The sequence below is a fragment of the Kocuria sp. KKT182 genome (assembly GCF_055635395.1).
The window spans coordinates 2,353,990-2,379,048 of the sequence record NZ_CM145757.1 but is presented as its reverse complement, the minus strand read 5'-3'; the positions used below and the strand labels follow the sequence as shown (position 1 = coordinate 2,379,048).

Here is a 25,059-nt window from a genome sequence, read left to right as displayed (position 1 = left end):
CACATAAATTCAACCCAAATTAAATAAACTAGTATGATAATTGCCCCAGCAAACATAAGGGCCGCCACCCATGCCCAGGATCTATAATTATTTTTGTATCTAGGGGCTACTCCCCATAGTAGCAACGCTCCAGCAATAGTAAAAATGATAGCCATCCAGAATGCCAAGTTAAGTTCCATCTCAACAGCCTTACTATTAGCAATCAAGTAAGAATTCGGAAACGCCGAAAGCTACAACTCCGACGCCCACGGCTGCTGCAAGTGCTCCGGCTACCCCTGCTCCAGGTGCACCGACTCCACTAGCGGCCAGGACTGCCGCAAAAAGGCCAATTACAGCACCAGCCGCTGCTGCTCCTAATGTAGCGGCCTTCAAGGCAGAGCAAACCTTGTCCTTTGAAAGGAGGCCCGTGGGATCAGAATTATTGACGGGATCGTTGGCGGCGAAGGCGTAGCGGTTGGCATTGGCCGGGTCCAGCGGGGCGTCAATGGTGTCTTGCTGGGAGAAGCGACCCCATTCCACGGAGTACCAGCGGTGTCCGAACTTCACCCAGTTGGTGTTCCGGTCGTGCAGACCGCCCTTGAACTGGTACGGGTTCATCACGGTGCCATATCCGCCGGAATCCTTGGTGAGGGTGGGAACGCCGTAGGGGTCGTACTCGTAGGCGGTGGCGGTGTAAGAACCGTTGGTGACTAGCGCCAGGGGGTTCCCCGTCCCGTCGTAGACGTAAAGGGATTGCATCCCGGTGGGGGTGCGCAACAGCAGCGGCTCCCCGGTCACCGGGTCACGCTCCACATAGCCGGTTTCCCCGTCCAGGGTGACCTGTTCCACCACGGGGTTGCCGTTCTGGTCCTCGCGGCCGTAGACGTAGCTTTTAGTACCGCGGGCGGTGTCGTGGGAGATGAGCTCTTGCTGTGTGTTGCCGGCGTAAGCGTAGTTGTAGCTGCTGCCGGTCCAGCGTTCGGTCTTCACCATCTGCTGGGCCGCGTTGTAGGTGAAGGTCGCCGACAGGTCCTTGGTCAGGTTGCCGTTGCCGTCGTACTCGAATCCGGTGTTAGTGAGCTGGTTGGCGGCGTTGAAGGTGTAGTTCTGCGCCTTGTACTGCTCCGAGGCGTTGGCGGTCTTGCGGTTGCCTCGTTCGTCATAGGTGTAGTTGTAGGTCTGCGGGTTGGACCCGCCGGTGCGCACCGCGCTGGAGAGCCAGCCGCGCTTGTCATAGGTGTAGACGGTGGCCGATCCGTCGGAGGCGTCCTTGACCCACTGGATCTTCGCACGGTCATTGGCTGCGGTTTTGGCAGCGGTGGTCTCGCACCCGCCTGCGGGGGTGGTGTTGATGGCGTAGCAGTAGGTCAGATCCGCCACTGTCGTGGCGGAGGTGCCGAAGCCCTGGGTGGTCTTCACCCGCTTGACCCGCCCGGTGGTGTCGTAGTCGGTGTGGGTATGGGCGGCCCACGAGGACCCGTTGGGCTGGTAGTCCATCCACACATCGGTGCGCCGACCCCGGTCATCGGTGGCGATCTTCAGGGTCTTCTCGGTTCCGTTCAACAGGTACTTCACCGCCGTCGGGGTGCCGGAAGCATCAAACTCGTAGCCGGTGGTACCCCGGGAGTCGGTGGTGGAGGTCAGGTTCGAGGCCAGGTCGTAGCCGTAGGTGATTGCCCCACCCCCGGCGGTGTTCTCCCGGGTGGTGAGCCGGCCGAGGTTGTCGTAACCGTAGGTGGTGGTCCCGGACCCATCCACACGTTGGGTGAGCATCCCATCGGCGTCATAGGTGTAGGACACATCGGCGGTGGCGTCGGAGTAGTCGATCTTGGTCATCCGATCGACCTTGTCGTAGGAGTAGGTCAGCGTGTTCCCACGCCCGTCCGTGGCGGTGGCCAGCCGGCCCCAGGTGTCGTAGGTGAAATCTTTCACCCCCAGCGAGGAGCCGGTGACCGGGGTGACCTTGGTCAGCTGCTTGCTGGTGTCGTAGGTGTACTTGGTGGTGTTGGTGCCATTGCCCGGGGCCAGGGCGGTGGCCACGGTCCCGTCGGTGTTGTAGGTCAGCTTCGCCTGGGAGGCCATCGCATCCGTGCTCGTGAGCGGATTGCCGGCGCCGTTGTAGGTGTACAGCGACTTGTTGCCCGCGTCATCGGTGGAGGAGTTCGCCAGGTACTTGGTGTTCGCCGCGGTGTTCTCGTAGGTCGCCTGCTCGGCCGCCCCGCCGGCGGAGGCGGACTTGGTGATCGACTGGCCGTTGTTGGCCCCGAAGGTGTTGGTGGTCGTGCCGGCGCTGGTCCCGCTGCCGGAGGTGGCGGTGGCGGTGTCGAAGTCCGGGGTGTAGGTCTTCGCCGCCGCCCGGCCCATCGCATCGGTGGCCGCGGTGACCCGCTGATCGGCGTTGAGAGTGTAGGTGGTGCGCGGGACCGCCGAGACCGCTGCGGCCTGATCCGTGTTGGGATCCGCCACCAGGGTCTGGGTGGCGGAGGGGTAGTCGAAGCGGGTGCGGGAGTTCGCCCCGTCGGAGTTCACCTTCCCCACCCGAGTGACCCGATCCTGGTCGTCGTAGGCGATGTTGGTGACCTTTCCGGTGGGAGAGGTGATCTTACGGACCTGCCCAGACCAGGTCTCGAACAACGTCCGGTTACCCTCAGCATCCACGAAGGCAGCGAGGTCGTTGGTGGAGTCCTTCTCGAACTTCACCGTGCGGTTCTCCGAGGAGGTGGGCTGGGTGACCGTGATCGCCGAGCTGGTGACGTTGATCGTCGCCGTGCGAGCCTCCGTCGTGCCGCGGGTGCCGACCACCTTGGAGAGGACCCCGTTGGTGTAGGTGTAGGTGGTCTTGTTGCCGTTGCGGTCGGCCACCGCGGTGGTCTTGCCGTCGTTGTTGAACTCCACCACCGCAGCTGACTGGCGCCAGGTGAGGGTGTAGCCGGTGGAGGTCTTCACCAGATCCGCTTTGACTCCGGCCGGGGCGGTGAAGGCGGTGGTGGAGCCGGCGACGGCGGTGAACTTGGCGGTGTAGCCGTCCGGGCCCTCATAGATCACCCCACCCGAGACCGTGGACAGGGATCCGGCGGCGCCGGCGGTGAGCTCGAAGCGCTGCGGTTCCGCACTGGTGGTGGAGCGTTCCTGGGACAGGGAGTTGCCCGTCAGTCCGATCGTGGTGTCCCCGGTGATCCCCGGGACCGAGAGCCCGGCGACCTGGAGCAGGAAGTTGCCCGTGCCCACGTCCACCGAGGCCGAGACCTGATCGGTGATCGACACCGGCACCCGGGTCGCCCCGGGCCGGGCACCGAGGTCCCCGAGGGTGTCCTGCAGCGCGGTGGAGGCCGCCGGCACGGCCAGCGGCACCATGGTCGCCGCAGCCGGTGCCGCGGCGCTGAAGCCCAAGGTCACGGCCAGAGAGGCGGCCATGAGACCACGCATGAAAAATGCCGACGAGCCACGATGCCCGCCGGCAGAAGAAGTACATGGTACCACGGGGGTGGCACCACGAAGGGAGTAAGACATGGGGGTGTCTTTCTGTCAGCCCAATAGAGGTGAGGCCGACAGTACGACCAGGCCTTACTAAGGCAAAGGAAGGGTTGTTGCCAGGCGACCCACTTCTCTACGAGGGCGTAACAAAAGCGCCCCTGCGACGATGCCTGCACGGTGACCTGGGCAAAGAGATCCATACGGGCAGGCTACTGAGCATCACCACCCGCCGCGGCAGCCCTCCCGTGTACCTCATTTGGAGGTCAGTGTCCCGTCAACGAGGGACGCTCCTGTTGCATCCATGGCTCACACGGTGCGCCGTGGCTTTGAGCTGAAGTAGGGACACACCCAATACAACTCCTGATCTTCACTAATGCACATACTGAGAGGGCTTCATCCCATCCCGGGGCACCGCAAGCCCACGCCGGCAGGCACTTCGCCTTTGCCGGCAGGAGTTTCGGGCCATGATTCAGGAGTTACTTCCATGACTACACCCTCATCACCCCACCCTGACGAGTTCGCCCGCGCCCAGCAGGCCCCGAACGGCTCCGCCCCGGGGGCAGTGCCGTCCTACCAGCCCACCCAGGACCAGTACGGCCGCACCAACCGTGGTGCGCCCCCGCCCCAGCACGCCCGGCTGCTGAAGCTCACCCTGGCCTCGGCCGGGCTGTACCTGCTCAACCTGCTGGTCACTTTGGTGGTGACCTCCACGGTGGATTTGACCGCAGCCTACGAACGCCTCGGCTTCACCACCGAACAAGCCCAGCTCGCAGCAACCCAGGCCACCGGTTCAACGGTGAGCACGATCATCACCGCGGTGATCGCCCTCGGCCTCTACGCCCTGGTCTACAGCGGGTTGAAGAAGGGCCGGAACTGGGCGCGGATCCTCGGCATCATCCTGGCCATCCTCAGCGCCATCGGCACCATCTTCGGCGTCTTCGGGTCCCTGCTCTTCGGGGGCTGGGCGGTGGTGCTGATCGCTCTCACCGTGGCCGTGCTCATCGTGGACATCCTCTGGTTGATCACCGCGTTCAAGGCCCCGGTCCGCGCCTGGTTCACCCAGCGCTAACCCGCACCACACCCGCCACTCTCGGCCCCCCACAGCTCAGCTGTGGGTGGCCGAGGTCGCGGAGCAGCAGGGCACGACCCCCGGTGGGTCGAAGCCTGCCCAGGACATCCGTGCAGCGGTGTTCCTGAACCGGCTGCGGGCACCTGGCTGCGCCGGTACCTGACTCAGGGGGCCGGGACTGCGCCGGTGACCGGCGAGGTCCCGGCAACCCCGGGCTTCCCTGCAGGATCTGCGGTGTCCGCGGGATCGGCCGGCACACCCGCCTCAGGCTTCGGCTTGGACACGACCATCCGCGCCGGGCGCCGGGGTTCCTCGTCCTGGTCGTTGGGGATGCCGTCCCCGTCGATGTCCGGGTCGTCCTCGTTGACCAACCCGTCCCCATCCATGTCCGGATCCACCTCGTTGAGGAACTTGTCGCCGTCGAGGTTGTCGTCGTCCTCGTTGTCGATGCCGTCCCCGTCGAGGTCGGTGTCCTCGATATCGAGGCTGCTGTCACGGTCGGTGTCCCGCGTGGCGTCCGGAACCCGGGGCGCGACCTCGGGCAGGAGCTCCTGGTCCTCCCCAGCATCGTCGGACGGGGACGGCTTAGCTGTACTGACCGGACACGTTGGTCAATCGTGAGAAGGGCGGCTGGTTGCTGCAGGCTGTGTGGGGCCGGTGATGGTTGTAGTAGTGCAGCCAGCCGTCGAGTTCGCCGCGACGCTCCGTCTCGGAGGTGTAGCAGCGGGCGTAGGCCCAGCCGTCGGCCAGGGTGCGGTGGAAGCGCTCGATCTTGCCGTTGGTCTGCGGGCGATACGGCCTGGTCCGTTTGTGCCTGATTCCCAGCTCGGCGCAGGTGTCGCGCCACAGGTGTGAGCGATAGGCGCCACCGTTGTCCGACAGGACCCGCTCGACGGTCACCCCGCGGGCGTTGAACCACTTGACGGCCCTGGCCAGGACCGCTGTGGCGGTGTGGGCTGTTTCGTCGTCGTGGATCTCGGCGTAGGCGACGCGGGAGTGGTCGTCGATGACGGTGTGGACGTAGGCCTTGCCCATCAACGGGTCGTAGTGCTTGTTCTTGGGCTTGTCGGGTGTGGCTGCGCGGTTCTTCTCGCCTTGTCGTCGGCCGACGTAGCGCCAGCCTCCGCCGTCTGGGATGTTGCCGAGCTTCTTCACGTCGACGTGCAGCATCGCCCCGGGGTGGTCGTGCTCGTAGCGACGAACAGGCTCTCCAGTGGCACGGTCGACGTGCGACAGGCGGTTCAAGTGGACGTCGACCAAGATCCGGTGGACTGTCGACGGAGCAACGCCAATCCGGTATGCCAACTGAACCGGACCTTCCCGCAGACGCAGCCGGAGCTGGATACAGCGCTTCGCAGTCGTGGGGCTGGTCTTGTTCGGGGAGCGGTGAGGCCGTGAGCTGCGGTCCTGCATGGACTGACCGGCCCGGTAGCGGTCAGCCCAGCGCTTCACGGTGGGCCAGGAGACCTGGAACCGGGCAGCGACCTCGCTGATCGGCCATCCGTGGTCAACAACCAGCTGGGCAACCTTGAGGCGGTGACGCGGAGTGAGGGCGGCATTGGCGTGGGACATGGTGGTCTTCCTGGTGACGAGCGGGTGGAGACAGTGATGGGGCTGCACCCTGTGGTGCAGCCCCATCGATTCGGTATGTCAGTTGCCGTCCGTGTCCTCGCTGTTCGGCGCTGAAGAGGCAGCCGTCTCGGTGGGTGTTCCCTGCTCGCTCTGGGGCTGGTCGTCATCGTCGGGCACGATCTGGGCCCCGCAGCAACTGCTGTCCTGCTTGCGTGCGGTGAAGAGGTCCTTGAGTCCCATGGTTGCTTGTTCTCCTCGTGTGGTTGGGAATGTGGTGGTTGGGTCAGGCGATCAGTGGGATGAGGTAGCCGGCGGCGATGGCCGTGCCGATGACAGTGACCACGAAAGTGACGACCAGTCGGGGCTTGAACAAGGTGGTGAGCATCGAGATCTCGGGGATCGAGGCTCCGGCGCCGCCGATCATCAGCGCGAACACTGCACCTAGCCCCATGCCGGTCGAGCTGAGGGCCAAGCCGATGGGCAGCATCGTCTCGATACGCACGTAAAGCGGAACGCCAAGCACGGCGGCCAACGGCACGGCCCACGGTTTGTCGTCGCCAGCGACCGCGGCGAGTTGGTCCTGAGGCACGAAACCGTAGATAAATGCACCGACCGAGACACCCAGCACCATCGGGACGAGCAGCGGTCTCAGATCGGCCCAGGCCTCGCCGAGTGCGGGCCGGATCTCGTTGCGCAGGCCTGCCCAGGGGTGGGGGGTGCTGTCGTCGCCGACGACCTTGACTCGCTTGAGCTGGCTGGCCATGCCGAGTCGTTCCCATACTAGGGGGGCGAGCAGGGACCATGCGGCGGTGACCACCGTGTAGACCAACGCGATACGCCAGTCGAACAGCAGCACCACCCCGGCCACGATGATGGGATCCAGCAGCGGTGACGAGATCAGGAAGGTCATCGACGTCCGGAACGCCACCCCCGACTTCAACATCCCAGCCAGCACCGGCAGCGTCGAACAGGAACAGAACGGCGTGATCGCCCCCAGCAGTAGCCCCTTGAGCGGGCCGGGAAGGCGCCCATCGGCCATCCAGCTCTGGATCCGATCCGGCCCGAACCGCCGGTTCACCAGCGCAACGAGCACCGAGATCAGCGAGAACAGGACGAGCAACTCGACCAGGATCAACCCGAAGGTCTGTACCGCATGAATCACCGCGCAGCACCCTCAGTCGATGCCTGACCCTCCCCTGCTGGGGCAGTGCAGCACGCCTTCTGTCCCTCTGGAGTGAGAGTCGCCAAGTGAGCGAGCCACTGCACCGGCGCCGCCAACTGCTCACAACACAGCGCGTAGATGTTGGACCGGCCCTCGGCCCGCACACTGATCAGCTGCGCTTGCCGCAAGGCTGCCACATGGTGACTCACCAGCGCCTGGCTCAACCCGGTGGCCTCCTGCAACTTCTTGTTCGAGCACGCCCCCGCCGCAAGCGTCAGCACGATCATCAGTCTGTTCTCGTCTGACAAAGGCTTCAACAACGGAGCAAGCATCCGCGCGTGATCCCGCGCCGACAGGTCCGTGCGCGGCAGGGCAACATCCAGTGAAACTGTCATACCCACACTATAGACAAGCGTGGCCTTCTGTCACAAGTGGCGACTTGTCTATCGATCAACGTGTCCGGTCAGTACACTTAGCTGGCGTCGGCTTGGACGGTGAGGGCGAGGGGGCAGAGGTGGTGGGCGTCGGGGCCGGTTTCGCCGGCTTCACGGGCTTGGTTGGAGCGGTCGTGGGCTTCTTCGCCGGTGGTGGCGCAGGAGCCGTTGTGGGGTCGGGCTTCACCGGAGCGGAAGGCTCGGTCATGGGCTGGGGTTTCTTCAAAGGCTTCTTCTGTGCCGCGGCCTTCTGCTGGGCTGCCTTCTTTTGGGCAGCCTCTGCCTTCTTGGCGGCCTCGGCCTGCTGCGCCGCCGGGTCCTCGACCGTGTCCGGGACGGGAACCTCGAGGGAGTACTTGCTGCGGGAGGCGGGGATGACGCGCATGCCGTCGACCCAGTCGAAGGACTGCGGGTCGACGGCCTGCCCGTCCACCCAGGTCTCGAAGTGCAGGTGCGGGCCCGTGACCCGCACGCCGGTGGCCCCGACCGTGCCGAGCTGCTCGGAGGCGGCGAGCCGGTCGCCGGTCCGGACCCGGACGTCCTCGAGGTGGTTGTAGGTGGTCCTGATCCCGTCCGCGTGGGTGACCTCCACGCGGTTGCCGCCCCAGACGTCCCAGAACACGTCCGTCACCACGCCGTCGAGGGCGGCGACGACGGGCAGGCCCGCCGCGGCGGAGACGTCGGTGCCGTTGTGGAACTCGCGCCCGCCGCGGTCGGGGGCGATCCGCCAGCCGAACTGCCCGCCGGGCAGGACGGCGCCGGGGCGGGCCGGTGCGATGATCGTGTTGACGGGCAGCTCGCCCTGGTACAGCTTCGGCGCCTGCCGGCCCGGGCGCACCGTCGAGGCCGCCTCGCGGCCTCCGTCACCGCGGCCCGTCCCGGCCCGCCAGGAGCCCTGGCCCGCGCCGCCGTCCCGCACGGGCGAGGTCGTGCGGTCGTCCCGCAGCGGCCCGGCCGGCGGAGCGGCCCGCTCCTGCCCGGCCGCGAGCAGGCTCCATCCGCTGTCCCGCTGCTCCGTCCGTTCCGCGGAGGCCGCCGGGGCGCCGAAGGCCGCGCCCCGGCCCTGCCCCGTGTCCGGGCTGATGCCGGAGCTGACCGCCACGCTGACGGCCACCAGCGCCGAGAACGCGGTGAGCGCGGTCACCGGGGAGGACGCGCGGTGGCGCAGACCGGGGCGAGCGGGACGGCGAGAGGAGTCGCGGGGCATGACGGTGTTTCCCCCAGGAAGTCGCGGGCAGCGACGAGAAAAGCAAGCAGCAGATCCGAGCGGTGAACCCAAAAATGCGCTTAAGCGAACGGATGTTGCCCTTGAGCATACGGCTCGCCCGTGTGGCGCGGTGTCACGAAAGAACTCAACGTTGATCATGCGGGCAGCATGCTCTCTTCGGTGTGCCCACTGGCCCAGTACGCGTTCATCCGATTCCAGGTGGCCTCGGTGGGAAAACCGGTGCAGTTCTGAGTGGTGAGGCCATCTGTTCCGCAAGGAACATGGTGCTGGTGTCGATAGTTTGTCGTGCTCAGGGGTCCATGGGTGGGGGTCGGCCAATCCCGGGTGGCCACGTGCGCGGGAGCACTCCAGGTGGCATCGGGTTTATCTGGCTGAATGCGGGAGGGGATGCCCAGATAGCTGGGCGTTGGAAGTCGACCGTAGCCCCAGTGAACGCCACCGCTGTGAAGTCCACGTAGGCCCCGCTGAAGTGCGCGCCATGGAAGCTCAGGGAGCCGGCAGAGAGTCGAGCATTCCGAAAGTAGATCTCGCCCGCCAGGAACCGGGCGTCATCGAAGTAGACGGTGCTGCCGGAAAAATGCGCCGCGGAGAAGGTGACGTTTCGGCACCGGAAGCGGGTCAAGCTGAAATCCATGATCCCGGCAGTGAACTGGGCGGTGTAGAACGAAAGGGTGCTGCCCGCGAACTCAGCATTGCGGAAGGAGGTAACTCCTGCCACGAAGCGACTCCCGGCGAAGCTCAGGCTTTCGCCTTCGAATCGTGTGTTCACGAACTCGACCACCACGCCTTGGAATGAGCTGTCGGAGAAGTCGACGCTGTCCGTGGTGAGGATCGCACCGGTAAAAGAGACAGTCCCGGCCGCAAAGACGGCCGCGGTGAAGTCGAGCTTCGCGACATCGAACCGGGCATCGGCAAAGCTCACGATCCCGCCGAGGAAGCTGGCGTTGGCGAATTGGAGGGTTTCCCCGGCGAAGTGGGCGTCCTTGAACGTGGTGATGCCCTCGCGGAACTGGGCGCCTTGAAAGGAAACTTCCCCGCTAAACCGGCAGCCGCTGAAGTCCCCGCCGTCGAACACCACCTCGGTAAAGTCGAACCTCAATCCAGACCAGCTCACTGCAGCCGCCGGCTGTAGGTGCTCAGCGATCACCCGAATGATGCTCTGGCGGGTCTGTCGATCGTGCGGACGCAGACCTAGCTGTTGTGGGGCATGAGGTTCTTGGCGCGGGTGCGTCGATGAGTTGAGGAACGGGCTCCTCGTCACAGGATGGAAGTTCCTACACCGTCCGTCCGCGCGAGAGAGCCCGTTCATGACCCACGTTAATGCACCTCTGACCCCGACCGGCCGGCTGCGCATGGTGTTGCGCCACCTCGACGACGGGATCCCCAAGGCCCACGTGGCCGCGGAGTTCCGGGTCTCCCGGCCGACCGTGGCCACTTGGGTGGCCCGCTACCTCGAGGCCGGGGAAGCAGGGCTGATCGACCGTTCCTCTGCTCCGCACGAGAGCCGTACGCTCACCCCGGCGGCGGTCGTCGACCTTATCGAGGCGCTCCGTCGGGGCCGCAAGTGGTCGGCGCGGCGCATCCACCGTCACCTGGTCGACCGCGCCGTCCAGATCAGTCTGCGCACCGTCGGCCGTTGGCTGCATCGACTCGGGATCTCCCGGCTGCGCGACCTTACCCCCGCAGGTGAGAACTCCCGCAGGACCCCGGGACGGATCCGCGCCGCCTGGCCCGGACACATGGTCCATCTGGATGTGAAGAAGGTCGGCAAGATCCCTGACGGCGGCGGCTGGCGGGCCCATGGCCGCGGGTCCAGCGCCGCGAAGCAGTCCAAGCGCGGGCCCGGGGCGAAGGTCGGCTACACCTACCTGCACTCGGCCGTGGACGGGTTCTCCCGGCTGGCTTACACCGAGGCCCTCGCCGACGAGAAGGCCACGACCACGATCGGGTTCTTCTGCCGGGCGCGAGCCTTTTTCGCCGCCCACGGCATCACCCGTCTGCACCGGGTGGTCACGGACAACGGCGCCAACTACCGGGCCCGGGACTTCACCCGTTGCGTGGAAGCCTTGGCCGGCCGGCACCAGCGCATCAAGCCCTACACGCCACGGCACAACGGCAAGGTCGAGCGGTACAACCGGCTGCTGGCCGACGAGGTGCTCTACGTCCGCCCCTACGCCAGCGAGCAGGCCCGCCGGGACGCGATCGGGGTGTGGGTGAACCACTTCAACTACCATCGACCCCATACCGCCTGCGGCGATCAGCCCCCGGCCTCACGCGTCCCGGCCCGCGCCAATAACGTCATGCCCTCCTACACCTAGCGTCTGCTCCTCTGTCGTTTCACCCGTCGTGGTGCGCATCGTGCGGGTCCGCACGATCTTCTCGACCATGGACGACTCGGCACCCTCCGGTCCAGAGGGCTGTGCGGTATAGGGCAGGCGGAGGTAGGCGCACAGCACATCGATGCACTGTTGACGGCGGGCACGAGGGGAAGCATCCGCCAGCCCGGCGAGGGCATAAATGCCGGCAGCCTGCACGGTAGGGTTCTGGTCTCCCAACTGGCGAGCCGACTCGGCAAGGCGCTCCAGAAAGTGGCCTTCTTCGATTCCTTGCTGCCGGCGGTAGGCCACCACGACGCCAATCGCCCCGATGGCTCCGGCAACGATGTAGAGCACCATCCGGGTCAGGGTGTAGCGAGTGGTGCCCTCCGTGCCGAGTTCCCACGGCCACACACCACCCAGAATCTGCCCCAGCAGTATCCATAGGGCAACGGCCCCGATACCTAGAACGGCCAAAGCCCACGTGGAGGCTGTCGTCAAAGCCCACGGATTGTCTCGGCGCCAACGGTGAACAACCAGTCTGACTGGCCCTACTAGAAGAACCACCCCAAGGGCTACGAGGCAGAGCACCAGGACAGGCTCAGGCGCTTCCACTGCCCTCGCCGCTAGACCTTGAAGTGAAACAAGCCAGGAGTCGTCCCACACCACGGCCAGGGCGACCAACAGGACAACAGGCCCGGCCCACAGTCTCAAGCCCTTGAGGGCCGGGCCGGTCGTGGCCCGGAGCCCCTTCCACCTAATGCGCATGCAAACTATTCAACCCCAGTCAGCCCCTACTGCCGCTGGCGCCATTCCCGTGCGGAGCGCGATCAGGTTCACAGCTTGTGGCGCAGGCGGGACAGGGGGCCGACCATGGATAGGTTTCGCTCAGTGAGATCTCAAGGGATATCGGCTAGTGGTGGCGAATGGATCGCATTACCACGTGGCTAGATGTTGCGTGACATTGGGGGCGCCTTTGACCAAGGCGGTGCGCCAAGCTAGGGCACCTGTTTTCTGTAGATAACCGATAATAACGATTGGATGCACGTCACGGCTTTCAGCGGCTTTAATGACCCAGCTTTGATTAATGCGTATGGGGATATTGCCTAGATTTTTGGGCATGATCCATTGAGCGGCCAGCTCGTCAGCATGTGCCTCTTCCGCAGCGGATAGGCCAGTGCCAGCGTCGTCCATGACCAGCCCTGTGTCGATATGACCCAGTACCACGTGAGCGACCTCGTGCAAAAGTGTGAATAACACCTTGTCGAGCCGTTGACCTCTTCCGGACAGAGCGATCACTGGAGTGGACCCCATGAGGAAGGATGCGCCATCAATCTTGCTAGCCGGAAATGCTTCTACATAAACCAGAACAACACCGGCCTCGGCAAATAGCTGTGGAAGACCTCTGAACGCCGCAGGATTCCTCACCTGTTGACTTAGTTTCTCGGCGAGAAAGTGTAACTTGTCCCGGTCATAAGCAGGTACCGCTTTGTTTTCCGCTTTTTGATAGGCGCAGGCAAGCCATGTCATTTGTGTCGGCGTCACCGCCTCGGCCTGGTTGGTCCGTCGGGCTGCCATGGGTAGCTGAGGGGAGTCAAAAATTGAGGACATTTTGAACAGCGCGCTCACCTGCTCAACTTGACCCTGTGTGGAGGAGGCGGTCACGATGCCGCGTTTACGCAAGACGGCCACCGGAGCAAGGTCTTTGAGGCGCGCGCGAAGGCGCACTTCTTCGAGCTCTTGCTGAACGACACTGTTCTGTCGCTGCTTCCACAGGAAATACATGTCTTGCATGTTGAGCCACTGCTCAGCGGTGGTGCCCAGGGCGGCACCAATCTGTGCCGCCGATTCACGCGTGATTTCCTTCTTGCCCGAGATGATCTCGGAGACGAACTGCGGCGGACGGCCCAGAATCTCAGCGAACTCCGTCTGGGTCCAGCCGCGCGCCTCTAGCTCGTCGGCAAGCATCTCGCCGGCCGGGAATGCCTCTGCCAACATCGCACTCATCTGGGCGCCTCCCTATGGTGGTGATCAACTATGTCGAGAAGAACCGCGGGGCAACCCTCGTCCTTGACGAGGGTGACGACCAACCAGAACTGATCGTTGAGGCGGGTCGAGTAGCTGCCGTGCTGATCGCCTGCCAGGGGCGTGAGACCCAGCAGGCGCATCTGCTCCAAGTCCTGCTCGCGGCCAGCGCTTGCCAGGACCTGGACCTTCTTGCGGTAGGCCCGCAAGTCATCGGGACTCCATCCCTCAGGCCGAAAATCCACTTCGTGGGCAAGCCGATGGAGCTCCTCGCACGCATAGTCTACACGCAAGCTATCTCCAATCCATCACCTCAGGGGTGATGATGACATATCGACTCTTCTTGGGGGCGGCGGAAGGATATCGAAACCGGACCGTGCCCGTTTCACCATAGGGGGACGCCGTCATCCCCGTACGACAGGACACGCGCATGGGCGAATCACCCTTAAGGTGAATTACTAGTGCACGTGCTATCACCCCTTGCGTGAAGATGACTATGCGGCTAGTGTCGGGGGTGTTAAGGCTCTGCTCCTGTGATGGGCCTTGAGCCGGCGCACTCCGCGCCGTCTCCGCCCTATACCTCAAGGAGGCAGCCATGCCCCACCGCAGCAAAAGCATCACCGTCCACTACGGGATCACCGGTCCGGTGCCCTTCCTCGACGTCAACGTCCGGCGCGACTCCCCGCTGTTCGTGGACCCCCGAGTGATCCGGCTGCAGAAGACCCCGCAGCCCTTCGCGGCTCAGGCCAACCGGTGCACCGAGACCTTCTTCGACGAGATCACCCGGTGCATCCGCTCCGAACGGGCAGCAGATCACCGGCGCGGGCTGGAGCTGCTGCAGCGGTTCCCCGAGCCCAAGGAGACCCGCCTCGGGTTGGCTAAGAACGGCATCGAGGGGCACGGCGGTGCTCGACTGGTGGGGCAATGGATCTGGGGGACCCTCAACAACGACGCCGAGGCCCTGCTGCGGGTCGGGGTGCTTAAGCTCCTCGAGGACCTGCCGATCTTCGTCGAAGGGGTGGGCAACGACATCACCTCCGACCTCACCACCCGGCTCGTGTTCCAACCCCTGGCCGACTTCACCGCCCAGATGCTCGCCGCCTACCCGGAGCTCACCGCCGGCGGGCACCGCACCACCCGTGTCCACCGACAGGTCTGGGACCCTGCGAACCTGGAATGGACCGAGCGTGCGGTGGAGCTCCCAGTGGCTGCGGGTAAGCCCTTGCTGCTGGTTCCTCGCGAGTGGGTGAGCCGTAACCTCCTGATGTCCGCCGGCCGCTACTACGACACGGCGATGCTGGACTTCATCCAGATGGAAGAAGCCGTCCACGACTCCCGCGGCAAGCTCCTCACCACCCCCAAGGACCGCCTGAAGGAACGCCCCGAACTGCCCCGGGGACGCGGAACCATTCTGCGGGTCACCCACGACGCACTCACCAAGGGCGACGACCTCCTGGACAACTTCCGCCAGTTCGTCGACGCCCGCCACCAGCCGCTGACCGATGAGATCATCCTCAGCAAGACCGGCGCCTGAGAGCACCTCGGGGAGCTCCAAGGAGCAGGGCCGGTTGCGGGCAACCGTCGCCGTGCCTAGAGTTGGTCCTAACAGCGCCCCCGCCAAGCCTCTCCACGATGCTCAAATGCGCGGGGGCCTTTCATGTCCGGAGCACGATGCAACGCAAACCATGGCTGAACCTGGACGAGCAAGTCGCTCTCCTTGATCGGCGCGGTCTCGTGATGAGAGATCCCGACCACTGCCGCCAGATCTTGCGCCGGGTCAGCTACTACCATCTCTCCGGGTACGCACGCTTCTTCCAGAAAGCTCCCACCTACGGAGATAACGACTTCCGCCCAGGCACAACACTGGAGCAGATCGTCGTACTCCAAGATTTGGACGAACAGCTGCGGCATCTCTGCTTGCAAAACCTCAGCACGGTTGAGTCGGCCCTCCGTGCAGGCTTCGCCTTGAGGTTCGGCCAGCACATGGGACCCTATGACGCCCTTCTGGCCGCAGGGACCTACCACCCGACAGGTTCCAGTGGAATACCGGTGCACGACTTGGTGCGTAGTGATCTGGAGCGTTCAAGAGCGCCATACATCATTCGTCACCGCGGCGACGGCAACGCTGAGGCCTACGCTGACCTTCCAGTGTGGGTCGCAACGGAAGTGTTGTCCTTTGGAACCCTCTCAAAATGCATCGAGTACACGGTGAACGCAAACGTGGCCAAAACCATGGCCACAGATTTCAGCATCAACCACCAAGGTTTCTCGTCCCAGGTGCGCTCCTTCGTGTCCCTGCGCAATGCCTGCGCTCACCTGTCGCGGCTGTGGAACGACGTGTCCAAAAACCCACCAAGCGTTCCCAACAACATCCTCCGTCGCGCGAAAAAGAACTCCGGCAATTTCCATCACCAGAGCTATTACCATGTCTTCGTCGCACTGGATCAGTTCGTCCAAGGCATCGATGCTCACTCGCGCTTCCTGGGTCAAGTGGATGCGTTGCTGAAGCAGGACCAGGCCTTTCGAGGCGGCATCCTCGTGCCACGGCCCTACTGAGCAGCCCACCTCGACCCAGGCATTCGAACTGCGGCTTTACATATGGCCGGCTACCGGACACCCGCCCCGAGGGCGGCCTTGCAGTTGGGGTTGGGCATCGGGCCAGAGTGGTCCGCTACGCGTCCTGCCCTGGAGTTGTTAGAGACCGAAGGCTCCGCCGCTGACGAGGATGACGATGCCGAGGCCGATAAGCACGATCGAGAACAAGATGTGTTCCCAGCGTTCCAGGACCTCAGCGATCGGCCGGCGGGTGGCTACGAACCTGGCAAGGACCACCAGCACTGCGACCAGGACCAGGAACACGATGCAGTAGGCCACCACCGCGGCCGGGCCGACGCTGAGGAAGACCGGGACGTAGACCCCGATGTTGTCCCCGCCGTTGGCGAAGGTCACCCCGGCCACGGTCCACACGGCCACGTTCTTTCCCTCAACCTTGGCCTCATCGTCGTCATCGTCATCGTCCCCACGCCAGGCTTCCCAAGCAGCCCACAGCCCCAGACCCAGGGGAATGAGCCCGAAGTACGGGATGACATCCGGGGGCAGGAACGCCCCGGCGCCCAGAGACACGAGCACGGCAGCGCCCAGGATGCCGGCGAACCCCAGGTACTGGCCGAGGGCGATCCGGGTCGTGGTTCCGCGTTGTCCCGCCCCGCGGGCGAAGAACAGCGAGAGCACGATGATGTCGTCGATGTTGGTGGCGATGAACAAGCCGATGGCCTGCAGGACCGAGGACAGGATCACGCGCCCGCCCCCGTGTCGCAGCAGCCGGGCACCGAGCAGGCCGGGTCCAGGCAGGGGGCGCTCTCGTCGGCCGCGAGGGTGACCTCAACCAGCGCGTTCAGCGCCCGCGCCAGGTGCGCATCGGCGATCTCATACCGGGTCTGGCGGCCCTCGGACGTGGCGGTGGCGATCCCGCAGTCCCGCAGGCATGCCAGATGGTTCGACACGTTCGACCGCGTCAGTCCCAGGTCCCGGGCCAGATCCGCCGGGTAGGCCGGGCCCTCCAGCAGAGTCATCAGGATTCGGGACCGGGTGGGGTCGGCCATGGCTCGACCCAACCGATTCATGACGTCGAGTCGGGCGGCATTGGTCAGCATATGATGAACTATACAGTCACCGCTGAACTGAACAGACAGTGCCCGCCGCTTTGATGGGATCGCTACTGGACGCTCTCATCGCTGTACGACGATGAAGATGATAAGTGCAGAGTCGCCTCGGCTCGAAAACTGCATCGCCTGTGCCGCGCTGTTCCATGCGCTGGAAAAGCTGACTCGGTTGGCGCGGGTGGGGCATCTGGGCAGCGGGGAGCATCGGGTGCGGGATCTGGTGGATCACATGCACCTGGCGCAGTCCACGGTGAGCAAGCATCTGGCCTGTCTGCGCGACTGCGGATTGGTGCGGGTACGCGTGGAGGGCAGGGCCTCCGGGTTCTCGCTGTCGCTGCCTGATCACCATGGCCACGACAGGCTGATCCCCCGGGAGCTGACCCGAGCGGACGGCTGCCGTGGCCGCGACCTCGTTGATGTCGGCGGAATGGTCTGACTTCGCAGTCTCACCGGCGACTTCGACCTTGTGGCCGGGCTGAAACCCCATCAGAACCGGCTTCCCTTTCCATCCCGACCGCATCAAGCACACAGCGACAAAGACAGGAACAGCCAATCATGGGCGCAGGAGACAGCCACGGGCGGGGCTTGACCCTTGATCTTGGACACGCGGTATCCAGCACGATGCTGGGGAAGCGAGAATCCAAGGATGGCCAGGAAGAACTACACCGACGAGTTCCGTCGCCGGGCGGTGGACTTGTACGAGTCCACGCCGGGCGCGACGCTCAAGGGGATCGCGGCGGATCTGGGCGTGTCCCGGGGCTCGTTGAAGGAGTGGGTCGACAAGCTCGGCTCTAGGACCACGACCGCGGGGGCGCCCACGGCCGCGCCGGCCGGTCGGCCGGAGTCGCAGGCTGCGCGGATCGCCCGGCTGGAGGCCGAGAACGCGGCGCTGCGGACCGAGCAGGCCAAGCTCGCCGAGGAGCGGGACATCTTGCGCCAGGCGGCGAAGTATTTCGCCGGGGAGACGAACTGGTGAACCGCTTCCAGTTCGTTGAGGACCACAAGGACGCCTGGAGCGTGAAGCGGTTGTGCGAGGTCGTGGAGATCGCGAGGTCGTCGTTCTACGCATGGCTGGCCGCCGCGCCGCAACGGGCCGCGAGGGTGGCAGCGGACGCGGCGCTGGCGGCGCGGATCCGGGCGCTGCAAGACCCGCAGCAGGGCGGGGACCGCGCATCCGGGGCGCCGCGGATCACCGCCGACCTCAACGAGGACGCGCCTGCCGACGAGCGGGTCAACCACAAGCGGGTGGCCCGCGTGATGCGTCAGCACGGCTTGGCCGGCATCCGCCTGCGCAAGCGCGTGAAGACTACGGTGCCGGACCAGTCCGACCGGAAGTTCCCCGACCTGGTCGGCCGAGACTTCACCGCTGGGGAGCCGGGCCGCCGCTACGTGGGCGACATCACTTACCTGCCCATCGCCGACGGCACGAATCTCTACCTCGCGTCCTGCATCGATCTGGGCTCGCGGAAGCTGGCAGGGTGGAGCATGGCCGGGCACATGCGCACCGAACTCGTCGAGGACGCGCTCAGGACCGCGCGGCGCGAGCGCGGCACTCTGCGCGGCGCGATCTTCCACTCGGACCACGGGTCGGTCTACACCTCGAAGTCGTACGCAACTCTCTGCGAGCGGCTCGGGGTGACCCAGTCGATGGGCGCGATCGGCTCGTCCGCGGACAACGCCTTGGCCGAATCGTTCAACGCGGCTCTCAAGCGCGAGCTGCTCGAGGGTCGCCCCGCGTTCCCCGACCAGGCCACGGCCTACCGGGCCGTGTTCCGGTGGGCGAACCGCTACAACACCCGCCGCCGCCACTCCGCGATCGGCAACATCGCCCCGAACGCCTACGAGACCGCTGCGTCCGCTACGCTCCCGGAAGCGGCATAACCGAAACGACACCGTGTCCAAGACCCGGGGTCAAGACCCGGCCCCGTCCCGAAAAGGCTTGCACAGCCCCGGACATCCGCTGGAAGCTGGGCATCGCCTTCTCGTGCTCACAGGGTGACCCGGGGTCGGGACTGTCCGATAAACGGTGTGTGGGGCCCGGCGGTTTTCATCAGTGAGCGGTTCTCTCGAACCGTCCGGCAAAGGTGATCGCGAACGCGTTCAGCGCCGGCTTCCACCTCATCACCCACCGTGCTCTGCCTCCGCCGGTGGGGTCAAGGGACCGAGTGACCAGGTACAGGCACTTCAGCGCGGCCTGCTCGTGCGGGAAGTGTCCGCGCGCCCGCACCGCCCTGCGGTAGCGGGCGTTGATCGACTCGATCGCGTTCGTCGTGCAGATCACCCGGCGGATCTCCACGTCGTACTCCAGGAAGGGCACAAACTCCGCCCACGAGGACTCCCACAGCTGCACGATCGCCGGATACCGCTGGCCCCACTCGGCCTTGAACTCGGCGAACCGGTCCTTCGCCGCGTTCTCGCTCGGGGCGGTGTAGACGGGCTTGAGCGCCTTGACGATCCCGTCGCGGTGCTGGCGGCCGGCGTAGCGGAAGGAGTTGCGGATCAGGTGCACGATGCACTGCTGAACCACCGTCTGCGTCCAGGTGGTGCTGATCGCCTCCGGGAGGCCCTTGAGCCCGTCGCAAACGGCGATGAGCACGTCCTCGACGCCCCGGTTCTTCAGCTCGGAGAAGACCTGCAGCCAGAACCGGGCGCCCTCGGCGCCGTCGCCAGCCCAGATCCCGAGGATCTCGCGTTCCCCGTGCACGGTCACGCCCATGACGACGTAGAACGGGGTGTTGCGCACCTGCCCGTCGCGGACCTTCACCACAATCGCGTCGACGAAGAGCACCGGATAGAGCGGGTCCAGCGGACGGGAGGACCACTCGGCCAGCTCACCGGCGACCTTCTCGGTGATCCGGCTGATGGTGTCCTTGGAGACCTTCGCCCCGTAGACCTCCTCGAAGTGCACGGCGATCTCCCCGGTGGTCAGCCCGCGGGCCGACAGGGAGAGGACGATCTGGTCGATCCCATCCAGGCGCCGCTTCCGCTTGGGCACGATCACCGGCTCGAAGGACCCGTCCCGGTCCCGGGGCACCTCGATCTCGACCGGGCCGATCTCGGTCAGCACGGTCTTCGACCTAGTGCCGTTGCGCATGTTGGCCGCGATCGGGGTCTGCCCGTGGTCGTGACCGAGGTGCTCGGTCAGTTCGGCTTCTAGGGCGGTCTCGAGGACGTTCTTCGTGAGCTGGTTCAGCAGACCGCCTGGCCCGACCAGGCTCACGCCTTGCTCTTTGGCCTGGGCGAGCAGCCGTTCAGCGAGGTCCTTCTGATCGATGATCTCTCCGGTCACGGGATCGATCATCGTGCCTGTCATCTCGGTCGTGGACTCTGACACGGCCGTCTCCTTTCGGATCAGGCCGGACCCTCACACACCGTTGTTCTTACAGTCCCTTTATCCAGATCCTCTCGGCCGTGATTGCTGTGATTGTGGTGCTCACTTTGACGAACGCCATCAAAACAGGCTCTACGCGCGCGTGGTGGGCGGCTCTGAGTGCTTCCTGCAGCCTAGTTGTCGGCTTGATCGGTTGGTGGCAAGTGAAAAACGAACAGAAACGGCAAGACCGCGACCAGATCCGCTGAGAGTCATGTCCCAAAGTGTGGCGAGCAGCGCATTGAGCCCTGGGTATCCCCATGACTGCGTGGACTGCTGAAGCGCTGATTGGTTGCTGGGACCACGGTGCGCGATACGGGTTCCCCGGGTTCTTGCGGTGGTTGCAACACTGAGCGGTGGGGGTGGTGTTGTGGGTGGGTACTCGATCTTGATCAGGCCGGATCTGCTCCAGGTGTTTTGGGAGCGGATGCAGGCCGGGGAGTTCATCACCGGGGCGGTGGCAGCTATCCGTACAAGCCGGCGCACCGGGGCCCGGGTCCTGGAGGAGGCCGGTGGGGTGCGGCCACGCCGCGGACGCAACCTCAAGGGCCGGTGCCTGAGCTTCGCCGAGCGGGAGGAGATCGCCCTGTTGCGCGTTCAGGGACAGTCTTTGCGGCAGATCGGGGCGGCGATCGGCCGATCACCGTCGACGATCTCTCGAGAGCTGCGACGTAACGCCACCGCCCAAGGCGGCTATCGGGCCACGACAGCGCACGTGCTGGCCTATGAAAGAGCAGCGCGCCCGAAGCCAGCGAAGCTGCACACCCATCCCGAGGTGCGTGCGATCGTCGTGAGAGACCTCGCCAAGAAGTATTCGCCGGAGCAGATCGCTGGGCGCCTGCGACGAGAATTCCCCGACAAGCCGGAGATGTGGGTGTCGACCGAGACGATCTACCAGTCCCTCTACGTGCAGTCCCGTGGGGCCCTGAAACAGGAGCTGACCCGATATTTGCGCACCGGACGAGCCGTGCGCCGGCCCTGCCGCAAGGCCGGGCAACGCAAGAACCGGGTCCCGGACATGATCAACATCAGCGACCGGCCCGCCGAGGCCAAGGACCGGGCGGTGCCAGGCCATTGGGAGGGCGATTTGATCATTGGCAAGAACAACCAGAGCGCCATCGGAACCCTGGTGGAACGCACCACCAACTACACGATGCTTGTTCACCTGCCGGAGGGCTACAAACCCGAACAGGTCCGTGACGGGCTGGCCGCGAAGATCAAGACACTCCCGGATGCCCTGCGACGATCGCTGACGTGGGATCAAGGCACGGAAATGCGCGACTGGAAGCAGGTGCGGGTGGACACCGGGATCGAGATCTTCTTCTGCGACCCACACTCGCCCTGGCAACGCGGCATCAACGAGAACACCAACGGCCTTTTGCGCCAATACTTCCCGAAAGGCGCCGACCTCTCAGCGTTCACTGCCGCAGAGCTCGACGCGGTCGCCGAGGAGCTCAACGACCGTCCCCGCAAACGCCTAGAGTTCCAGAAACCGATCGAACTGATCGGCGACCTGCTGTTGCAATGACCGCCAGAATCCGCCGTTCCCTGTAGGAGTAAGAGCCGGGGGCGTCCGCGTGCGGACCGTGCCTTGGACAGGGATTCCGCAAAAAATTCGGTTGACAGTGATGATGGTGGTGTCGCTCATTGGGGCGTGCCTCGCGTCCGGCGTTCGATATGGCGGTGGCTGCGCTCGAAAAGGGTGACACTTTGGTCATCACTACGCTGGATCGTCTGGACCGGTCGACACAGAACATGCTGGCCTTCGCCGAAGCGCTGCAGAGGAGAGAGGCGGGCTTGTGGGTGCTGAACCTGAGGGGCGGAGACCTGGACACTCACACTCCGATGGGCTCGATGGTGTTCACCGTCATGTCCGTCTTGGCGCAGATGGAACGGGAAATCAGGCGAGAACGCATCACCGACTCGGTGGCTAAGCACCGGGCCGCCGGCAAGGACCTCGGCGGGCGCCGCCAGACCTTCACCGACTCCCAGATCCGAAATGCCCTCCGGCTGATCGACGGCGGGGAATCGGCCACCCTTTATCGGCGGATCCGGGAGCTTCCGATACCGACAATCATGTGAGCGAACGGTCGTCGACGCATTGAGTGATGCGTCAGTTTCGTCGTCAGTGGGCCTGACATCGTCCAGGACACATGTGCATCGACTGGCGGATCCGTTCGACGACCGTAGCGTGCTGGACGGGCACGGTGGATGTCCCCTGACGGGCACGGTGGGGCTTGCGGGACTTCATGGAATCTTGAGGATTGCTCAACTGGAGCGACAGGTGCAGCAGAGATCCTAGGTCCGGGATGGTCCCGGGGGTGCTGGGACCTTAGATACGGCTCGACTTTGGACTCTGGGGTGCCGGGGCGGGCCTGGGAGGTCGGGGGAGTCATGAGTTGGACGTCCAGAACGGAAGAACCTGCCCGGGTGGGTGCCACGGGCGGTGCCTGCAGGCCCGCGAGGTGGTTGGTCGGCATTGACGCGGCCCGCGGGCTGGCTTTGATCGGGCTGATCTCGATGCAGATCTTGCCCGAGTATGACGATGCGACCCAGGACTCGACCTGGTCGCACTTCATCTCCTTGGGGGATGTGGTGGCACTGTTCGCCCTGCTGGCCGGGGTGGGACTGGCACTCGGTTCCGGGGGGCGGTTCCCGCACACCGGCAGGTGGTTGGCCGCAGATCGGGTGGGGGTGGCCGTGCGGGCGGTGCTGATCGCCGTGGTGGGCCTGGGGAGCGGGGCGCTGATGCCCGCAGACGCCCCGGCGGACAACCTCTTGATCTACTACGGGGTGTTCCTCCTGCTGGCGATCCCGTTCCTGCACCTGTCCGCGACGGCGTTGTTCGTCTGCGCAGCGATTTCCTGGATCGTGGGTCCGCTGCTGATGCAGGGCCTGATGGATGTTCTTCCCGCATATACCTCCTCCGACCCCACGTTCACCGAGGGGGTGGGCGAGCCTGCGAAGACGGTCTTCCAGCTGTTGGTGACCGGCACCTACTCGGCCCTGCCGTACCTGACCTATCTGCTGGTTGGGCTGGGCTTGGGGCGGGTGCAACTGCGCGACACGGGGATCCAGGGTCGGCTGCTGACGGTGGGAGCGGGGCTGGTACTCTTTGCCCAGACCACCTCCGCCTTCGTGTCATACGCCTTCGGCGGGTATGACCGGTCGCTGACCACCGGTGGGATGGGCCAGGACGAGCTGGCGGAGGTGCTGGTGAGGCGCCCGGATTCCTTGCCCACCGACACGACTTGGTGGCTGGCGATCACTACCCCGCACACCAACCCTTTGTGGGAGATCGCCGCCAGCCTGGGCGTGGGGCTGCTGGTGCTGGGTAGCTTCCTGCTGGTCTCTCAACAGTTTGAGGCATGGTTGCTGCCGCTGTCGGCGATGGGCGCGATGGCCCTGACCCTGTACACCGCCCACCTGGTGGCCCTGTCCTTTCAGGTCCCCTACGCCCAGCCCCACCTGTGGTACGTCATCCACTTGGTGGTCGCGGCACTGCTCGCGGTGGCCTGGCAACGAGGACTGGGCCAGGGACCGCTGGAGCGGGTGCTGAGCACCAGCGTGGAAACGACCCGCCGCACCGTGCTCCACTGCCCCCACCGGCTCCACCGGATGTGAGCACCAGTCGGGGCAGACTCTCACGCGCCGTGCCAGCCACAGCAGGTGGATTCCTCGGTGGCGGGCGCGGCCCGAAGCTGTTGGCTCCGGTCAGTTCTCGAGTGGGTGCCGGGGGAGGCGGATCCAGAAGCCGGCTCCGCGCCCCGGTCCGGGGTCTCCAGGGTCCCGCCCTGGGCCTCGACCACGGCCTTACTGATGGTCAGGCCCAGACCCGAGCCGTCCTGGTGGGCTTCTCGGCCGGTGTTGGCGCTCTCGTGGGCCCGATCGGCACGAGGTACGCGACGCCCCTAACAGCCGGAAAGGCGGAGCAGTGTCCCGTTCAACAGCATCAGGAATATCTCGATGAAGGGGCGCCGTAGGCGCCCTGCCGCTGGGGCGCCTCGAGGGCGGCAGCCCCGGGAGCTGCCGGCACGCCAGGCCCGGACCGTGGTGCTGCTGGGCATCGACGGGGCCGGGAAGACGACGGCGGCCTCGGCGCTGGTGGCGGTGGAGCAGGCGGCGGGGCGGGAGGCGGTCGTGCTGCGCAACCGGTCCGGTCGCCGCTGGCTGGCCCGCACCTCCGCTCGCCTCGGGGTTCAGGTGCCGGTGCGGTGGGCGGACCGGTTCGAGACCATGGTCCGCGCCGCCAACGTCCTGGTCTGCCAGGTGCGGGCTGCACGCCGGCACGGGCTGGTGGTGATCGACCGCCACCTGGTGTGCCAGCTGGTGCTGCGACGGGCCCGGGGTCTGCCGCCGGGAAGGATCCTGCCGTGGTGGGCGGCCGCCGTGCTGCGCGGGGCCGTCGTGGTCGTCCTCGACGTCCCGGCCGAGACCGCCCACGCACGGATCCTCGCCCGCGGGCAGGACCACGAACCGCTGGAGTATCTGCGCGCGGCCCGGGCGGCCTATCTGGAGTTCGCCGATGCCTGCGGCTGGGTCGTCGTGGACGCCACCGGGGCGCCCGAGGCCGTTCTCGCCCGGCTCACCGGACTCACTGGCCGGTGAGGAACCGGAAGCCCTGAACCGGGCCTCCAGCGAAGAGGACGGCACCTCGAGGATCCCTGCGCGGTACCGCCCAGGGCAGCTGAGCCCGAACATGCCGGTCCTCTCGGAGGTGATGCGGGGCAGGGGTGGTGGTCTGCGGGTACTGACCCTGGGTGGGGGTG

24 protein-coding genes and 1 pseudogene are annotated in these 25,059 nt (G+C 65.4%); 12 read left to right on the top strand and 13 right to left on the bottom strand.

Annotated features, from left to right (window positions below; genetic code table 11):
• Positions 1-195: 195 nt before the first annotated feature.
• On the bottom strand, positions 196-3,393 hold the full coding sequence (locus ACZ2G1_RS11105; RefSeq protein WP_470376785.1) for an RHS repeat-associated core domain-containing protein: 3,198 nt from the start codon (positions 3,391-3,393) through the stop codon (positions 196-198).
• Between the two features lie 544 nt (positions 3,394-3,937).
• On the opposite strand from ACZ2G1_RS11105, the gene ACZ2G1_RS11100 reads away from it, so the two are divergent.
• Positions 3,938-4,522, top strand: coding sequence for a hypothetical protein (locus ACZ2G1_RS11100; protein ID WP_470376784.1), 585 nt, complete (start codon positions 3,938-3,940; stop codon positions 4,520-4,522).
• Positions 4,523-4,686: 164 nt separating this feature from the next.
• Here ACZ2G1_RS11100 and ACZ2G1_RS11095 read toward each other — a convergent pair whose 3' ends face one another.
• The 7 genes from ACZ2G1_RS11095 to ACZ2G1_RS11065 form a co-directional block, all read right to left on the bottom strand.
• The gene (locus ACZ2G1_RS11095) at positions 4,687-4,908 is read right to left on the bottom strand and encodes a hypothetical protein (protein WP_470376783.1); all 222 of its coding nucleotides are present in this window, start codon (positions 4,906-4,908) and stop codon (positions 4,687-4,689) included.
• A 199-nt stretch (positions 4,909-5,107) separates the two neighbouring features.
• Complete coding sequence (locus tag ACZ2G1_RS11090) at positions 5,108-6,094, bottom strand: IS481 family transposase (protein ID WP_209907617.1); 987 nt, start codon at positions 6,092-6,094, stop codon at positions 5,108-5,110.
• Between the two features lie 78 nt (positions 6,095-6,172).
• Complete coding sequence (locus ACZ2G1_RS11085; protein ID WP_154676754.1) at positions 6,173-6,334, bottom strand: hypothetical protein; 162 nt, start codon at positions 6,332-6,334, stop codon at positions 6,173-6,175.
• A gap of 43 nt (positions 6,335-6,377) precedes the next feature.
• Entirely contained in the window at positions 6,378-7,229 is an 852-nt protein-coding gene (locus tag ACZ2G1_RS11080) for a permease (protein ID WP_217905942.1), read from the bottom strand.
• Between the two features lie 23 nt (positions 7,230-7,252).
• Positions 7,253-7,651, bottom strand: coding sequence for an ArsR/SmtB family transcription factor (locus ACZ2G1_RS11075; protein ID WP_048896403.1), 399 nt, complete (start codon positions 7,649-7,651; stop codon positions 7,253-7,255).
• 55 nt (positions 7,652-7,706) lie between these two features.
• On the bottom strand, positions 7,707-8,897 hold the full coding sequence (locus tag ACZ2G1_RS11070; protein ID WP_470376782.1) for a M23 family metallopeptidase: 1,191 nt from the start codon (positions 8,895-8,897) through the stop codon (positions 7,707-7,709).
• A 310-nt stretch (positions 8,898-9,207) separates the two neighbouring features.
• Complete coding sequence (locus ACZ2G1_RS11065) at positions 9,208-10,065, bottom strand: pentapeptide repeat-containing protein (RefSeq protein ID WP_470376781.1); 858 nt, start codon at positions 10,063-10,065, stop codon at positions 9,208-9,210.
• A gap of 160 nt (positions 10,066-10,225) precedes the next feature.
• On the opposite strand from ACZ2G1_RS11065, the gene ACZ2G1_RS11060 reads away from it, so the two are divergent.
• Positions 10,226-11,236 carry an IS481 family transposase gene (locus tag ACZ2G1_RS11060; protein ID WP_272027982.1) on the top strand — a complete coding sequence of 337 codons (1,011 nt, stop codon included), beginning with the start codon at positions 10,226-10,228 and terminating at the stop codon, positions 11,234-11,236.
• Here the strand turns inward: ACZ2G1_RS11060 and ACZ2G1_RS11055 are convergent.
• Both ACZ2G1_RS11055 and ACZ2G1_RS11050 read right to left on the bottom strand, forming a co-directional pair.
• Entirely contained in the window at positions 11,189-11,593 is a 405-nt protein-coding gene (locus ACZ2G1_RS11055; protein ID WP_470376780.1) for a hypothetical protein, read from the bottom strand. The two genes, ACZ2G1_RS11060 and ACZ2G1_RS11055, sit on opposite strands and share 48 nt — an antisense overlap.
• 576 nt (positions 11,594-12,169) lie before the next feature.
• Complete coding sequence (locus ACZ2G1_RS11050; protein ID WP_470376779.1) at positions 12,170-13,240, bottom strand: HigA family addiction module antitoxin; 1,071 nt, start codon at positions 13,238-13,240, stop codon at positions 12,170-12,172.
• 14 nt (positions 13,241-13,254) lie between these two features.
• Here ACZ2G1_RS11050 and ACZ2G1_RS11045 point away from each other — a divergent pair, with 14 nt between their 5' ends.
• The 3 genes from ACZ2G1_RS11045 (at position 13,255) to ACZ2G1_RS11035 (ending at position 15,814) form a co-directional block, all read left to right on the top strand.
• Positions 13,255-13,581 (top strand): hypothetical protein, encoded by a 327-nt coding sequence (locus tag ACZ2G1_RS11045; protein WP_470376778.1) that lies wholly within the window; start codon positions 13,255-13,257, stop codon positions 13,579-13,581.
• Positions 13,582-13,853: 272 nt separating this feature from the next.
• Positions 13,854-14,792: a hypothetical protein gene (locus ACZ2G1_RS11040; RefSeq protein WP_470376777.1), complete on the top strand. Its 939-nt coding sequence runs from the start codon at positions 13,854-13,856 to the stop codon at positions 14,790-14,792.
• A 137-nt stretch (positions 14,793-14,929) separates the two neighbouring features.
• Positions 14,930-15,814, top strand: coding sequence for an Abi family protein (locus tag ACZ2G1_RS11035; protein WP_470376776.1), 885 nt, complete (start codon positions 14,930-14,932; stop codon positions 15,812-15,814).
• Positions 15,815-15,952: 138 nt separating this feature from the next.
• Here ACZ2G1_RS11035 and ACZ2G1_RS11030 read toward each other — a convergent pair whose 3' ends face one another.
• Both ACZ2G1_RS11030 and cmtR read right to left on the bottom strand, forming a co-directional pair.
• A complete protein-coding gene (locus tag ACZ2G1_RS11030) occupies positions 15,953-16,555 on the bottom strand; it encodes a cadmium resistance transporter (protein ID WP_470376775.1) in 603 nt (200 codons plus the stop codon).
• Positions 16,552-16,911, bottom strand: a complete 360-nt coding sequence (cmtR, locus tag ACZ2G1_RS11025; RefSeq protein ID WP_470376774.1) for a Cd(II)/Pb(II)-sensing metalloregulatory transcriptional regulator CmtR — start codon at positions 16,909-16,911, stop codon at positions 16,552-16,554. The genes ACZ2G1_RS11030 and cmtR overlap by 4 nt, the downstream gene beginning before the upstream one ends.
• A 97-nt stretch (positions 16,912-17,008) precedes the next feature.
• On the opposite strand from cmtR, the gene ACZ2G1_RS11020 reads away from it, so the two are divergent.
• Together ACZ2G1_RS11020 and ACZ2G1_RS11015 are read left to right on the top strand one after the other, a co-directional pair.
• Complete coding sequence (locus tag ACZ2G1_RS11020) at positions 17,009-17,356, top strand: ArsR/SmtB family transcription factor (RefSeq protein WP_470376773.1); 348 nt, start codon at positions 17,009-17,011, stop codon at positions 17,354-17,356.
• 210 nt (positions 17,357-17,566) lie between these two features.
• Positions 17,567-18,801 (top strand): IS3 family transposase gene (locus ACZ2G1_RS11015; RefSeq protein WP_272028149.1). Its coding sequence is split into 2 segments (ribosomal slippage): positions 17,567-17,876 and positions 17,876-18,801, totalling 1,236 coding nucleotides; the frame shifts between segments, so codons are not numbered across the junction.
• Positions 18,802-18,970: 169 nt separating this feature from the next.
• On the opposite strand, the gene ACZ2G1_RS11010 is transcribed toward ACZ2G1_RS11015, so the two are convergent.
• Positions 18,971-20,221, bottom strand: coding sequence for an IS256 family transposase (locus tag ACZ2G1_RS11010; protein WP_470377714.1), 1,251 nt, complete (start codon positions 20,219-20,221; stop codon positions 18,971-18,973).
• 110 nt (positions 20,222-20,331) lie between these two features.
• Between ACZ2G1_RS11010 and ACZ2G1_RS11005 the strand changes: the two genes are divergently transcribed.
• From ACZ2G1_RS11005 to ACZ2G1_RS10985, 5 genes and pseudogenes are all read left to right on the top strand, one after another.
• The gene (locus ACZ2G1_RS11005; RefSeq protein ID WP_470376772.1) at positions 20,332-20,499 is read left to right on the top strand and encodes a hypothetical protein; all 168 of its coding nucleotides are present in this window, start codon (positions 20,332-20,334) and stop codon (positions 20,497-20,499) included.
• Between the two features lie 218 nt (positions 20,500-20,717).
• Positions 20,718-21,818 (top strand): IS30 family transposase, encoded by a 1,101-nt coding sequence (locus ACZ2G1_RS11000; RefSeq protein WP_470377724.1) that lies wholly within the window; start codon positions 20,718-20,720, stop codon positions 21,816-21,818.
• Positions 21,819-21,940: 122 nt separating this feature from the next.
• Positions 21,941-22,372: pseudogene (locus ACZ2G1_RS10995) on the top strand (recombinase family protein); the annotation flags it as partial.
• Positions 22,373-22,759: 387 nt separating this feature from the next.
• Positions 22,760-23,914, top strand: a complete 1,155-nt coding sequence (locus ACZ2G1_RS10990; RefSeq protein WP_470376771.1) for a heparan-alpha-glucosaminide N-acetyltransferase domain-containing protein — start codon at positions 22,760-22,762, stop codon at positions 23,912-23,914.
• A gap of 426 nt (positions 23,915-24,340) precedes the next feature.
• Positions 24,341-24,898, top strand: a complete 558-nt coding sequence (locus ACZ2G1_RS10985) for a dTMP kinase (RefSeq protein WP_470376770.1) — start codon at positions 24,341-24,343, stop codon at positions 24,896-24,898.
• Positions 24,899-25,059: the final 161 nt, after the last annotated feature.

Coding starts and splice junctions, on each gene's coding strand:
- ACZ2G1_RS11035 (WP_470376776.1), top strand. CDS start 14,930: ATGCAACGCAAACCATGGCTGAACCTGGACGAGCAAGTCGCTCTCCTT.
- cmtR (WP_470376774.1), bottom strand. CDS start 16,911: ATGCTGACCAATGCCGCCCGACTCGACGTCATGAATCGGTTGGGTCGA.
- ACZ2G1_RS11075 (WP_048896403.1), bottom strand. CDS start 7,651: ATGACAGTTTCACTGGATGTTGCCCTGCCGCGCACGGACCTGTCGGCG.
- ACZ2G1_RS11085 (WP_154676754.1), bottom strand. CDS start 6,334: ATGGGACTCAAGGACCTCTTCACCGCACGCAAGCAGGACAGCAGTTGC.
- ACZ2G1_RS11040 (WP_470376777.1), top strand. CDS start 13,854: ATGCCCCACCGCAGCAAAAGCATCACCGTCCACTACGGGATCACCGGT.
- ACZ2G1_RS11105 (WP_470376785.1), bottom strand. CDS start 3,393: ATGGCCGCCTCTCTGGCCGTGACCTTGGGCTTCAGCGCCGCGGCACCG.
- ACZ2G1_RS11095 (WP_470376783.1), bottom strand. CDS start 4,908: ATGGATGGGGACGGGTTGGTCAACGAGGACGACCCGGACATCGACGGG.
- ACZ2G1_RS11070 (WP_470376782.1), bottom strand. CDS start 8,897: ATGCCCCGCGACTCCTCTCGCCGTCCCGCTCGCCCCGGTCTGCGCCAC.
- ACZ2G1_RS11010 (WP_470377714.1), bottom strand. CDS start 20,221: ATGATCGATCCCGTGACCGGAGAGATCATCGATCAGAAGGACCTCGCT.
- ACZ2G1_RS11050 (WP_470376779.1), bottom strand. CDS start 13,240: ATGAGTGCGATGTTGGCAGAGGCATTCCCGGCCGGCGAGATGCTTGCC.
- ACZ2G1_RS11020 (WP_470376773.1), top strand. CDS start 17,009: ATGATAAGTGCAGAGTCGCCTCGGCTCGAAAACTGCATCGCCTGTGCC.
- ACZ2G1_RS11090 (WP_209907617.1), bottom strand. CDS start 6,094: ATGTCCCACGCCAATGCCGCCCTCACTCCGCGTCACCGCCTCAAGGTT.
- ACZ2G1_RS11000 (WP_470377724.1), top strand. CDS start 20,718: ATGCAGGCCGGGGAGTTCATCACCGGGGCGGTGGCAGCTATCCGTACA.
- ACZ2G1_RS11060 (WP_272027982.1), top strand. CDS start 10,226: ATGACCCACGTTAATGCACCTCTGACCCCGACCGGCCGGCTGCGCATG.
- ACZ2G1_RS11055 (WP_470376780.1), bottom strand. CDS start 11,593: ATGGTGCTCTACATCGTTGCCGGAGCCATCGGGGCGATTGGCGTCGTG.
- ACZ2G1_RS11045 (WP_470376778.1), top strand. CDS start 13,255: ATGGTGGTGATCAACTATGTCGAGAAGAACCGCGGGGCAACCCTCGTC.
- ACZ2G1_RS11100 (WP_470376784.1), top strand. CDS start 3,938: ATGACTACACCCTCATCACCCCACCCTGACGAGTTCGCCCGCGCCCAG.